The following is a 12,807-nucleotide window of genomic DNA, read 5'->3' as shown; positions in this document are numbered from 1 at the left end:
ATAGGCGTAGAATGGAGATAGATTTACTGGAAGGTCTGAATTATGCGTGAGTTCTCCGCCATTGAGGCACCTGTGATTGATCGATTTGGAGGGTTAGACGGACTTCAGTCGAAGCTGGTTAAGCCAAAGCCTGCGCAGCTCTTGAGAGAGATACATGATAGTCAGTGGTTGTCATCGGCATCCCGGGCTGTTTTTCAAGCCGGTTTTAGTTGGAAGGTTGTTGAAAAAAAGTGGCCGGATATAGAGAGGATCTTTTATGGCTTTGATGTTTCATTCTGTCGTTACTTACCGGAAGAGGCGTTAGATGACCTAATGCGGCAGGAAGGTATGATCAAGCACTGGACTAAAACTCGCTCCATTCAGAGAAATGCAGACTTCTTTTGGCATTTATCTAATGAGCATGGAAGTTTGGGAGCGTATTTCTCTAGCTGGAATACAGACAACTATATTGAGAATCTTCTGTACTTGCGTAAAGGTGGTGATCGACTCGGCGGTAAGACTGCCCAAGTATTTCTAAGACGAATGGGAGTTGATACTTTGGTTTTTGCAAGTGATACCATTCGAGCCCTAATTCGAGAAGGGGTTGTCGACAAGTCTCCCTCCTCCAAGAAAGACTGGGCTGCACTAAAAGCAGCCATTGAAACTTGGCAGTCCCAGTCAAATCGTAGTTTGAATGAGATTAGCCAGATATTATCACTTTCGGTAGGTTAAACAGCTGGGGTATTTAGTTGGTAGAAGTATCTATTTCACTCCTACCAACCTGAATGCTTGATCGAAAGTTAATCGGTTGTAGCTGACGGCACAACCTGAAAATCCACGGACAACGAAGCCTCATACTGAACTTCGTCGAAGGAACTAACCTCTGTTTCTATATATGCTTCTGAAAAGCTATCTTCAAATTTACTTTTTCGAGTTCTGGAAGCAGTAACGATAACCTCTTCTATTGCTCCAGCTCCCGCTGTCCCATGATAGTCGATATTATTTGTACGGACATTAACTGGTGTTAACTGAATGCTCAGGGTTCTCTCATAGTCAGCTTTTTGTTCCATGATTTTGGCTAGTGCCTTAGATCGGACCTTTTTTGTATATTCAGATACTTCTGAATGCTCAAAAGAAGTACTCACTATTTCTATTTCTTTATTTTCATCGGTTAGCCTTGCGATAGACTGTAAATGTCCCTCCTTGTTAATAGTTATTGCAACCCTGTTAATAACTTTATAGCTGGAAGGATTTCTGCCTAGCCAACCAAATTGTGGGGAAGATGAAAATTTTGAATTTTTAATCTTAGCTCGGTCTATGCCAGCCTTTATTAAGCTCTCGGTTAATTGTTCACGCAAAGAACTATTGCTGGCAATGGCGTCTGATAGGAGAGGCTCTTCAGTGGTGACAATAATATTGACTATAGCTTGGTCTGAATAAGCCGTTTCTTTTGCACTGCCGTGGAGAGTCAAAACTCTTGATATTGGGTAAATTAGGTCGCGTAAGTCCTGGGGGGAGCCTTTAATCTCTGGGGTTGCCATTGAAAGGCTGGGAATGATTAGCGAAGCTAAAAGAGCAAGTCTTTTCATATTGACACTTCCAAACTGTGAATAAATGACAATCTATCAGGAAACTGGCTTATTGCCGATCAATGGCACTATATCGACTTTCCTAGTTTCCTTCCAATAGTTGCAGCTGAAACAGTTCGTTGTAGCTGTATATTCGCAAAGTATCGCCCAATTACCATTCATGATACGACTATTACTACTTTGGTATTTTAGTACCGTTTATCGCTGCAAAATTACCACTTATCGGTCTCAGCCAGGTTCTAAAACCAGTTCACAGACAATCGATTGCATCACTTTAAAGTGCGCACTTGGTCATCAATTGAGGATAAAAATTCAATGGATGACAGCAAGCAATAACAAATTATCTTAGTGACATACGAGTTGGGCAGAGCTGATGGGTTTACTGGTAAATAAGAAGTTAATAGCGCTTTCTTTGACGGCATTGCTGGCCGCGTGTGGAGGTGGTGGAGGGAGCTCCTCTTCGGATTCGGATAACCCCTCTTCAGATAGTAGCGGTAGTGGTAATAATAGTGGCGGTAGCGGTAGCGGTAGCGATCAGGGTTCGTCCGGCAGCGATGATAATCCGATCTCGGATAATGTGGGCACTACAGTTGTAGTGGGGGACGTAGAGCATACAGATTTAGGCTTCGCCTCTTTGACTGCCATTGACGTAACGTTGCCAGAAGGTATGAACAATGCTCGTGAGGTTTACCAAATGGCGCACTATATAGCGCGCACTGACGGGGAGCAGGATGAAGAGGATATTGATATCCCGATTCGTAGTTATACTGCGACCTGTGCAACAGATACTGATACTCCGAGAATGTTTGTTTCCACTACTTTGTCAGAGGGGGACACTGCTGCGGATACAACTCACGGTTCTATTTATGAGCTGCAGTATGATCCGGATACTTCCAGTTTTGAGCCAACAGGTAATGCAACGCTGTTAAATCAGTGTTATGAATCCCACGGTGTGGCTGTAAGCTCTGATTGCTCCACAGTAGCAGTTCTATGCAATACAGATTATCAAGCCAATGAGCGTTATGAGGTTGAAGCTGACCTTGTTGAGCAATACGGTTCAACGTGGATGAAAATGGAAGATAACATTGACACCATTGAATCCCGTATTGCGAATGAAATTGGTCTTCTGGTTGCGACCAATCACGGTAAATATATCGACTTCTTTACTGAACACCCTACGCTGACGTTTGACGATTTCCTTGCCGGTTTGGAGGCAAACTTCCCGGATACTGATTTTGGGGATTCGCCATCCTTTACCACTATTAAAGGGTCCGATATGCAAGAGGAGATGGAGTATATTATTTCCAGTCTTTCCTCTGGCGACTATGACGATTTACTGCAGCACATTCGAGATGCCAGTTACAGCTATAACGAGCAAATTTGGCTGCTAGAGTGGGAAAATCAGCCTTTAAGTGAAGTTCCTGATGCTTACGTAGTAAATAAAATGCACGGTGGAACTCATCTTGGCGCACAAGAGCTGATTTATGTTGAGGATGACAGCCAGGGTCGTAGTAGCTATGGTTTCTCAGTTTCTGCACGGGTATTTGATGGAAATGGGAGTTCTCACTATTCGGCAGGCTTAACGGTTATTGACCGTAATAATTGGTCCCTGGATATGAGCAGCTCAGATAATCGCGGTTGGTATTGGGCCTGCGGCGATGGTCATGTAGTAAACATTCGCTCATTCTATAATCCAGACAATGAGATGTTTGGTGCAATTTGTACCAGTGATTGGAACGACTGGATAGGTAGCACTCATGGGCAACTCGGAACCATTGCAGTGAAAATGGAAACTTCCAGTTCGTCTACAGAAGGGCGCTTTAATCACTTCGTACCATCAACGTCTGCGATGGTATCAAATGGTGGCGGTCATACTGTTGTACCAGTGGATGCCAATACGAACCTTTCTTTGATTGTCTCGCCTAAATATATTGAAGATGCGGATATGGATCGCTTTCTTCAGGACGAAGTCGGTATTGATCCATCTGGGGAAGGCCCGTTTGATGATGGTTGTGCAGATTACGACACCACAAACTGTTTCCTGTCCTACATGAGTTATAACTATTGGGAAGATGACGATAGTTTCTCCACAATAACAAGGCAGGGACTTTATTCCGGTGATGCATTAGACTCCAGCTCTTTAACCCGTATTGGTATCGCCAAAGTCAGCTCTACCGGTAGTATGGAAGGCCAGGGTTTTAATTGGTTGGTTGAGGATGATGATTGCCAAATTAGTGATCCACAACTTATTGATTTAAAAAATGGACGTTACTTATTTGGGTATGCAAAGTTCCAGTGTATTTCTGATAACCTGGCCTATAACCGTATTTATGCCGACAGCGGCTCTAAAAGATTATTAGTGCCAAAAGCCTATTATGTAATGGAAGTCGATGCAGATCTAAACGTACTTGAAGGGCCAATCGAGTTACCTAATTATGGATGGGGTGGTTTGGATGAGCCTATGTACTTAGGTGATGGAAAAGTAGCTTGGACTTATATTAAAAACCCCACCTACGATAACTATGTGAGCGGTCAGCAAAATGTTTGGCAGGCGATGATTTACCACTCAAATAGCGTTAATTAATTTTTTCTCCTGAACTGTTGTAATGATACTGGGAGATAAATTTGGTAAGGGGGCTCCCCCTTACCGCTCTCCTGCTTTTTTTAATGGAATTCGTCCTGATTTCTGAAATGTGGCCGCTTATATGGGGAATGAAGAACTTACTTTTTTGCTATCAAAAAAATTGATTCCTTACTAGGTTGCCACTCCTGATCAATAAGAAAACCAACTCGTGTAAGCTTGTCTAAAAGCTCCTGTCTGTCAATTTTGTGGACATAAGGGGCCAGGTTTATGCGTTGCATCACTGGGATCAGGAATCGCCAATTGCTTTTTTTAATTAATGCAGTACTTGATACAAATATGCCCCCCGGTTTTAATAAATTGTAAACCCGCGCGATAGCACCATCTATATCCTCCAGAAGATGTAATATATTTAGCCCTAAGATGGCGTTAAAACTATCTGGTTCGAATTTTAGTGAACCTAAGGTGCCTTGTTGAAAACTTATATTTTTAATAGCGGCACTTTTTACTTTTTGCTTGGCAATATCCAGCATCTTCTCGGAAATATCAGTGGCAGTTATACTTTTTACATAGGATGAGTGATGAATGGCGGTGCTACCGGTGCCGCATCCGAATTCCAATACAGACCAGTCTGCCTGAAAATATTCTTGTGTTATAGCCAGTTTTCTCTTGTAACTTTTTAAGTCTTTTATAGGGCTTTTGGCATAGCGCGCTGCAGTTTTATCCCAAAACCTTTTTGGCTCTATCATTTTTCCCTTCCTATCGTAGATGTTCAATGAGTATGCATTCGATCGGTGGATAACCTACTACTAGATGATTATCTTTTGATTTTAAGTGTATGTAGTATATTTCCCGAGTAGTTAGTCTCTAAAAATTATCTCCGTAGAGGTGCTCATATATTTATACCTTGTAATTCTTGCTGCATGTTTTAATTTAGTGCCACAATTTTTTATGGAAAGGGTGCATAACGTGTCATAGGTATATCGATAGAAAAGGGGCTACGATACTTGTGTACTACGATAGGGGTTGATTAAAATTTAAACGATTTCAACCTTTTCTTTACGTAAGTTATTTCTTCGAAAAGATAGCTTGCTCCAAAAGTTTTTTGGAAGTGCTCACTCACCTTTAGCTTCATTAATACTGTGACCTAGAGCGAAGTCACGGTTCTGAGTTTTTGCGAACTTTGTCACATTCAGCTAGGCCTCCTTCTCTTTATGACTATAAGGTCATACTGCTTGTCGCCCTAAGATTCTGTTTGGCGCTATTAGTCATATTCTTGGCACTTATTAACCGGATACCTTTCGCAAGCCATAAAACAGTCTCGGCAATATAAAAAGACAATTTAAAAAATTGGGACCAAGCCCGAGCAAAAATAAAAGGACATCACAATGACACTTTATCAACGATTGGGTGCGAGCTTCTCCTTACTATTAGCGGGGCTTTTGGGATCAGCCTCTGCAAGTGCGGATAACTGCTACATCCTGGTTCATGGCCATGGTACTGAGGGCCATATCAAGCAGCGTACTAACTCCCAGGGTAATCTTGAGCAGCCGGCTTTAGATTATTGGAGTGAGGCCTACTTCGATGAATACGCGGGTAGTGACTTTATTGAACAGTTGCGTGTAAATGGCGGCAATTACGGTGTGGTTGGTTACAACTCCACCGATGAGGGCGAGATGCCCTACTGGCATGACGGCACAGCAGGTGAAATCGCTCGGCAGATAATCGCTATTCGCAATGGCGAAGGCGATGATTATGAGCATGAAAACCAGTGTGCTGCCGATGATACTTTCTACGTGATTGCCCACAGTCAGGGCGCTACCCAGATGATGTACCTCGCAGGCAATGCCGTACCGGGGTCCCCTTACTATAACCGTGCTTACAACCAGCTGGATTCCAATACTGTGACCGAAACCTCGAAGGTTTGTACTGGCTCCTGGTTCTGGAAAAGCTGTAAGACGAAAACCGAAACCGTTAATGTCGCAGGCCTGAATGATAGCTACGCAGTTGAAGTGGACTTTGATACTGCCATTAGCGGTATCGCGGCAATCTTTACTACTGGTGGTGCAATCACCGGTACTGAGGGGGTCGATCGACTGTGTAACGGTAGCTGGATCGAAGATTTGATCAACGATTGGTTTATAGGTCGCGAGTGCGCAGCAGTACGTTACCTGCAGACTAATGATGTCTATGCTGTACGCAACTATGTCGGCACCAACCTGGCTGCACCGGTTTATACCATTGGAGGCTACGCCGGTTTCCCAGGTATTGAGAGTGCTAGCTCTTTGCTGTTGGGCGGTGAGGACGATGGTTACATCAATCTGGCTTCCCAGATGAACTGCTCTGGTTCTGCTAAGCGCAACTTGTGGTCAAATCTGAAGGAATACAAGACCTTCCTGGGCATCGCTTACGGTAGTGCTATCTTCTCCTGCGATAATGACAACAAAGGGACAGCGCGTTCCTATAACCTGGCGAGCATTTATACCGACCATGATGCTCAGCGTAATGGCGGTATCATGGCCCCAGACTACACCGGTATCCCCGATGGCCTGAACTGTGGTGCCGGTAAAAATACGGCTGGTCGTATTGCTGCCTGTACAGAGTAATAGGCTCATCGTTTTAAAAAAGCCCGCTTTTAAGCGGGCTTTTTAGTTTGCGGGAATCACATATTTACTTCTATTAATTTTTAGCTCTAGTGATCCTCTACCACTTGCAAATTGTTCTCTGCTTTCACACGAGATATTTCGATCTCTTCCGCAAAAATCTCATGGATGCCGAAACGGTAACTGTCAGTACTATTTGCCGCATGGGTACCGCCTGGAATCGTTGTAAATGCAATGCGCCAGGGAGTGTTCTCTTGTTCTTTCCAGTGCTGATGCCAGGAGAGTGCATCTTTGCGCAGGTTTGGCATGTCTTTGGAGCCACTGGTTACTACCAGAGTCAGATCCTCTCTTGTCGCTTGTACAGGTTCCCTGTAGAAAAATTCCTGTTGTGGTAAGAAGGTGGCATTGCTGGCTATCAATCCTTTAAACAAGTCGGGCTTAGAAAATGCCGTGTAAAGCACAAAATATCCCCCTCGACTTTGACCGAAGAGAACTCGCTGCTGAGGGTCTACCGCGTAGCGGCTTTCAACTGCTGGTAAGAGCTCCTGCTCTAGAAAGTTGAGAAACTGAGGTGCACCGCCATACTTAAGTGTGTCACTGTCACTGTCATTGTCACCGGGTAGTGAAAAGTCAAAACTGCGATGATTGATCTCGGGTTTAAATGAGCCGTAAGCAATACCAACGATAATCGACTCGGGGGCGTAATCATCGTAATGCATAAACAAGTGATTAGTAGCCAAAATTGGGAACAGGGAATCCCCATCAAGGAGATAGATGACCGGGTAAGTTGTATCCTCGTTTGGATTATAGCCCTCAGGCAGGCGAGTATAGATATGGTAGGGGCGCCCAATAATCGCTGAATCCAGCTTAAAGTAGTCCCCTTTCAGGGCAGGCAAAAACTCAAGAGGCTGGGAATGACTTTCAGGAGAAGAGTTACTTTGGTGGTTAGCAGGGCAGCCACTTAGCAGTCCGGCTGCTAATAGCGTTGATAGAAAACGAATAAGGGGCTTTTTCATCGAGTCTCCTATACTAACGGTGGGATTCATTGGTTGACTAAGTCTCTTCTTATATTCTCAAGTGGGGTGCTAATGAGCAATATAAAGCTTGCTGCTGGTATCGATTTTCCTGCAATAGAAGTAAAGCGACTTGGTGGAGGTGAGTTGGTACTGGGGAAGCCCGAAGGTAGTTTCCTTTGGCAGATGGTAGTCGTTTACCGAGGTAAGCACTGCCCGCTTTGTACCAAGTATTTACGTGTATTGAGTGTGCTACTACCCCGCTATCACGCGGAAGGTATTGATGTGGTCGCTGTCTCTGCCGATACAGAGGAAAAAGCTTCTCTGCATATGGAAACAATCCAGCCGGGATTTACTATCGGTTACGGTTTATCAATACCCCAAATGCAGCAGCTTGGGCTCTATATTTCAAAACCCCGCTCCCCTGAAGAAACAGATAGGCCCTTTGCTGAACCGGGTGTTTTTGTCATCAACGAATCTGGAAGGCTGCAAATAGTCGACATTTCCAATGCACCTTTTGCGAGGCCTGACTTGCAAACACTATTGGTGGGTATCGAGTTTATCCGAAATCCTGATAACCATTACCCAATTAGGGGAAGATATTAAGATTTTTTAAATACCCTGCTAATTCAGGGAGCTATATTTTGGATTAAAAGTTTGTAATAAAGTTAGAGGTCTGGAATTTAAGGGGTAGGGTAGTGACGAACGCTTTTCTCTCTGAGGTGAATAACTTCAAGCTTAATCCAATTGATAATAGTAAAGTCGTATTAATTGATGGCCCCAACCAAAGAGCTATACCCGTTTATGGTAGAGAGATTGTTGCTCAATACCAATTTCTCGATAAAGTGTTAGTTATCTTACATGATTGGTGGTCTCTGGATCAGGGAGTTAATATCTACCTACTCTCTAGAGGAAGAGTTTTGGATTTTGCTTTGAGTTCGGATATCGACTTATGGGGAGATTTAGATGACGTGAAAGTTATCCAACCGGATACTATTTGCTTTTCTTTTCCGAATGCTTTGCACTGGTGACTGCGCTGCTATAAGCGGGCAAGGCCGGCTTTATATCTTTCTCTTCCTTATAGTTTTTGGTGGCGTCGAAACTTATTTCATTCCTGGTTTTCATTGCAACGCCTCAAGTGAATAGTATATATAAATATCAGGCGGCGAATCTGTAATTGTATATTACCCAAGTAAGATAGCAGGTGTTCACCCTGTTATCTCACTTTTATTCAATAGAGCTGAACTTTCTTTGTCGGATTTTTGAAGCGATAGCTTCAACGTGAATAGCTTATTTAGAAATTGTTCAGCTCTTCCCGTAGATCGATCTCTAGTTCCTCTGAGCTAGTAATCCATACGCTTTTATCCGGCGCAGGAAACACACCTATTTCAATGCCGTCACCTTTTAAGCCAGAAAGCCACTTCTTTAAAAACTGTGGTAAAGGAATGCTTTTAGGGGTGAGACCCGCTTCATTTTCAGCATAGGCTTGTGCAAATTCAGCGCTTGGCCATACTGGCAGATATTCAAAGCCACCGTCTTCATCGGTGTGTATTTTAAGAAAGCAATTTTGGCTATCGATCAGTATCCAGATCTCCCGCTCTTCTCCGGCTATGCTCAGAAAATACTCGTAGCGATCTTCGCAGCTCAAGGTGGCAATGTCATTCAAATCAAGGGTACTCATAGAGAATTCACAATCATAAATTTAAGACGGGCGGCTACAACAGGCAACGCCTTCTTGGGGGGCGAGTGTAGCTAATGTGAGTTATTATGCGCCAATTCTGAATCTTGTCCAAACTGTTTAACCTATTGATAGGCGTCAATGGTGATCTATAAGGGCTTTAGTGGAACATAAGTCTAGTTTGAGGGAAGTAGCAAGAATAGGGGCTCATTATATGCTGTACTCCCAAAGTCACTATCTAAAACGATGATTGCTATTGTTATCTGACTGTACATATCTCAAAAACAATCCTCTCGATGTTGCATAAGGATCTCGTGAGCATATCTTATTTGGCTTTTCCCCCTGTTTATTTAGGTTCTCCCCCTGTTTACAACTTTTCTCTAGAACACTTTCCTTCTACCCCCTAACTTTGAGGTTCTATTTGGGTGAGGTGGTCAACATGGAAAATCAAAGGCAAGTATCAAGTCATCAAAGCAAAATTAATGTACTACTAGCATTGAGCGTAATTTTTTTTGGCGGCTTAACGGGGCTTAAGAGAGACACCGTTGAGTTTGAAGAAATTTTTGTCGAGCGAATCAATATTGTAGAAAAGAACGGCATGAATCGTATGGTTCTAGCTAACTCAGATAAGGCGCCAGGGGTCGAAAGGTATGGGCGAGAGGTATTTCGATCAGAGTCGTCTAGGCCTGGGATGATTTTTTACAATGATGAAGGGACTGAAAATGGGGGATTTATATTTCGAGGAAGTCAGGACGATGGTATAACTAACCATGGGTTACACCTATCTTTTGATAGATATAATCAAGATCAAACTCTAATGGTGCAACACATTGAAAGTTCTGATTATATGGTCACGGGCCTTACAGTAATGGACCGTCCTGATCAGGATATGGATTTTGATCTGTCTAAGGAGTTTAGTGAGGCTAAAAGGCTTGGCGATAAAGAGCGAATAGAACGGCTAGCAAAACTGTATAAAGAAGAAAAGCTTGGTGGGACTAGAAGGGCTTTTTACGGTACCTTAAATGGGGATTCGAAGCTTCAGCTAAATGATATTGATGGAAACAAACGTATTCAGCTAATGGTTACCAAAGATGGTGAGGCAAAATTAGAGTTTCTCGATATCAATGGTCAGGTTATTATGCGCCTTCCGCAATAAATAAAGTATAAAGATGAGCAAGGCAGCCATTATTTTTTTGACGACATGTTTCTCAATTTTGGTTGTCTTGTACTCTGCTACAATAAAAGCTACTCCGGGAAGTGCCGTTGTTATACATTATGATGCACCAATTTGGATTGTATTACAGTGCTTTCTCTCTCAATGGTTGTCGCTGAAAGTATATGGCACGTTAATGCCAAGTAAAAAAGAGGAAAATATATCTATCCAATCCTTCCTTGCAGTTTTTGTAATTAGCGGCTTTATCTACTTTTTCCTAGCAATATTTCTTACTTTGTCTTTGGAGCTGTTCTTTGGTATCCAGGAGATAGATAGACGACATGTGTCCTTACTTGCATTGAGTTTGATTTTTTTACATGTTTTAAACTGTGGTGCAGTTATTTCCTTCAGACTAATTAAAGGAGTTAATGAGCAGCGTCTAGATTTGGAGAGGGTACAAAAGTTACTTTTGGAGAAGCAGCTTGAAGCTATGCAGCAGAAGCTGGATCCCCATTTCTTATTTAATAATCTAAATGTTCTGTCGGCACTTATAGGTTCCAATCCTGAGGTGGCTGATGAGTTTCTAGATAAGTTTACAAATATCTATCGCTATGTCTTAGAATGTCAAGATTTTAAAACGATAAGTCTTGAACGTGAAATTAATTTTGCAATGGATTACATGTCATTGGTGGAGCAAAGGTTTTCTCATGCGTACAAATTAGATGTTGAATGTAGAAGAAATACTTTATATCAACATGTAACTTTACCTTGCTCTCTTCAGTTGGCGTTGGAAAATGTAATCAAACATAACCAGGGGGATAGGGAGAATCCTTTGTGGATTAAAGTAATAGTGACTGATCACTGGCTTGAGGTGAGAAATAAAATAAGGCCAAAAGTTACAACGGTTCCTTCAGGAAAATTAGGGCTAATAAACCTGAGGAAAAGATCGGAGATGATCCTAGGTAGGTCAATAGAAGTCATGCAAGAGGATGGTGAATTCATGCTGCGCCTTCCACTAACCTGTAACTAATGTAATCATTCGATGAATATTCTATTGATTGAGGATGAGCCGTTAACGGCCGAGAAGCTAAAGAACTATATACTGAAGTATAACTCTCAAGCCAAAATTTTGGGTCCGTTGGATAAAGTTGAAAAGGTTAGGCGATTTTTCCTGGAGAAAATCGAGTTAGATCTCATATTCTCAGATATAGAGCTGCTCGATGGGCCGGTGTTTCACGTGTTGAATGAGATTGATTTACCTTGCCCAATTATATATACCACCGCCCATGACTCCTATTGGATGAATGCTTTTCAAAATATGGGAATTGAATATTTGCTTAAGCCATATTCTTACAAGCGTTTTACCGGTGCTATGCTGTCTTTCGAGCAGTTAAAGAGTAGTTTTTCGAATAAAACTTATGCGAAGGAAGAACCGGCTGGCGGCGCTGGATTTAGATATAGATTTCTATTGAGAAAGGGAGGAGGTGTAGAGGTTTTATGGGTAGAAGATATTATTTGCCTAAGAGCTGGGGAAGGAATTATTGTTGCTCACGATAAAAAAGGGATGACTCACTCGTTAGTGCAACAGTCGGTGACGGATCTTGAGTCCCAGCTGAACCCTCAAAAATTTATTCGAATCAATCGTAGCGATATTGTCAATATCCAGTATGTGCAGCGCTTTGAGGCTTATGGTAAAGACACTCTCGCCATTCATCTCTCTGGTTTGAACGAACCTCTCATAACTAGTAAAACAAGAAGTTCTGCTTTTCGGCGCTGGCTTGATAGTTAAAGTTAGGCAGTAGTATTTGTGGGGTGAGTACTAAGGAGGACCTTCAGCAAGCTATTATTAGAATAAAAAAAACGGGCATTAAGCCCGTTTTCAATACTTCTCTTCCTGTGAGCGACTACTTTCTCCTTTTTAGTAATTCGCTAACCAGGAAGCGCTGTGAATAACGTCATTCAGTGACCTTGAAATCACTGTAAAATCAATAAGTTACGTGTCTATCACACCATCAAGTGACTCTTAGATTGATAGCATCTGGCGACTCTGGTGTAGGAAAAGGACACTATCTGATTACTCAACCTGTATTGAAGCTCATCCATACGGAGTGGGGACGGCTTCTCATCTCGGTTGGCCACAGGAAGAGTTCATAAAACGGCAATTTCCTACATCTACTCCGATAGGTATGAAGCTGTAGCTAAGAAGGGGTG

General features: G+C 42.6%; 12 protein-coding genes. 8 read left to right on the top strand and 4 right to left on the bottom strand.

Annotated features, from left to right (window positions below):
• Nucleotides 1–42 precede the first annotated feature (42 nt).
• Nucleotides 43–711 (top strand): DNA-3-methyladenine glycosylase I, encoded by a 669-nt coding sequence (locus ACJJII_RS00545; protein ID WP_444917949.1) that lies wholly within the window; start codon nt 43–45, stop codon nt 709–711.
• A gap of 68 nt (nt 712–779) precedes the next feature.
• Here the strand turns inward: ACJJII_RS00545 and ACJJII_RS00540 are convergent, their stop codons facing one another.
• On the bottom strand, nt 780–1,568 hold the full coding sequence (locus ACJJII_RS00540; RefSeq protein ID WP_444917948.1) for an SIMPL domain-containing protein: 789 nt from the start codon (nt 1,566–1,568) through the stop codon (nt 780–782).
• Between the two features lie 373 nt (nt 1,569–1,941).
• Between ACJJII_RS00540 and ACJJII_RS00535 the strand changes: the two genes are divergently transcribed.
• Entirely contained in the window at nt 1,942–4,152 is a 2,211-nt protein-coding gene (locus ACJJII_RS00535) for a hypothetical protein (protein WP_444917947.1), read from the top strand.
• Between the two features lie 137 nt (nt 4,153–4,289).
• Here ACJJII_RS00535 and ACJJII_RS00530 read toward each other — a convergent pair whose 3' ends face one another.
• On the bottom strand, nt 4,290–4,898 hold the full coding sequence (locus tag ACJJII_RS00530) for a class I SAM-dependent methyltransferase (RefSeq protein WP_444917946.1): 609 nt from the start codon (nt 4,896–4,898) through the stop codon (nt 4,290–4,292).
• Between the two features lie 639 nt (nt 4,899–5,537).
• Here ACJJII_RS00530 and ACJJII_RS00525 point away from each other — a divergent pair.
• Nucleotides 5,538–6,755, top strand: a complete 1,218-nt coding sequence (locus tag ACJJII_RS00525; RefSeq protein ID WP_444907544.1) for a hypothetical protein — start codon at nt 5,538–5,540, stop codon at nt 6,753–6,755.
• Nucleotides 6,756–6,841: 86 nt separating this feature from the next.
• On the opposite strand, the gene ACJJII_RS00520 is transcribed toward ACJJII_RS00525, so the two are convergent.
• Nucleotides 6,842–7,768, bottom strand: coding sequence for an alpha/beta hydrolase (locus tag ACJJII_RS00520; protein WP_444917945.1), 927 nt, complete (start codon nt 7,766–7,768; stop codon nt 6,842–6,844).
• Between the two features lie 72 nt (nt 7,769–7,840).
• Between ACJJII_RS00520 and ACJJII_RS00515 the strand changes: the two genes are divergently transcribed.
• Entirely contained in the window at nt 7,841–8,371 is a 531-nt protein-coding gene (locus ACJJII_RS00515) for a redoxin domain-containing protein (RefSeq protein ID WP_444917944.1), read from the top strand.
• Nucleotides 8,372–8,463: 92 nt separating this feature from the next.
• Nucleotides 8,464–8,796: a hypothetical protein gene (locus ACJJII_RS00510; protein WP_444917943.1), complete on the top strand. Its 333-nt coding sequence runs from the start codon at nt 8,464–8,466 to the stop codon at nt 8,794–8,796.
• Between the two features lie 263 nt (nt 8,797–9,059).
• On the opposite strand, the gene ACJJII_RS00505 is transcribed toward ACJJII_RS00510, so the two are convergent.
• Nucleotides 9,060–9,446 carry a DUF2750 domain-containing protein gene (locus ACJJII_RS00505; RefSeq protein WP_444917942.1) on the bottom strand — a complete coding sequence of 129 codons (387 nt, stop codon included), beginning with the start codon at nt 9,444–9,446 and terminating at the stop codon, nt 9,060–9,062.
• Between the two features lie 436 nt (nt 9,447–9,882).
• Here ACJJII_RS00505 and ACJJII_RS00500 point away from each other — a divergent pair, with 436 nt between their 5' ends.
• The 3 genes from ACJJII_RS00500 to ACJJII_RS00490 are packed head-to-tail and all read left to right on the top strand — an operon-like array spanning nt 9,883 to nt 12,385.
• Nucleotides 9,883–10,599 carry a hypothetical protein gene (locus ACJJII_RS00500; RefSeq protein ID WP_444917941.1) on the top strand — a complete coding sequence of 239 codons (717 nt, stop codon included), beginning with the start codon at nt 9,883–9,885 and terminating at the stop codon, nt 10,597–10,599.
• A gap of 13 nt (nt 10,600–10,612) precedes the next feature.
• Nucleotides 10,613–11,626, top strand: coding sequence for a sensor histidine kinase (locus tag ACJJII_RS00495; RefSeq protein ID WP_444917940.1), 1,014 nt, complete (start codon nt 10,613–10,615; stop codon nt 11,624–11,626).
• Between the two features lie 12 nt (nt 11,627–11,638).
• Nucleotides 11,639–12,385: a LytR/AlgR family response regulator transcription factor gene (locus tag ACJJII_RS00490; protein WP_444917939.1), complete on the top strand. Its 747-nt coding sequence runs from the start codon at nt 11,639–11,641 to the stop codon at nt 12,383–12,385.
• Nucleotides 12,386–12,807: the final 422 nt, after the last annotated feature.

The organism is Microbulbifer maximicatervae (SeqCode) (genome assembly GCF_052467825.1).
The sequence above is the reverse complement of the archived record's forward strand: the minus strand, read 5'-3'. Positions and strand labels throughout refer to the sequence as shown.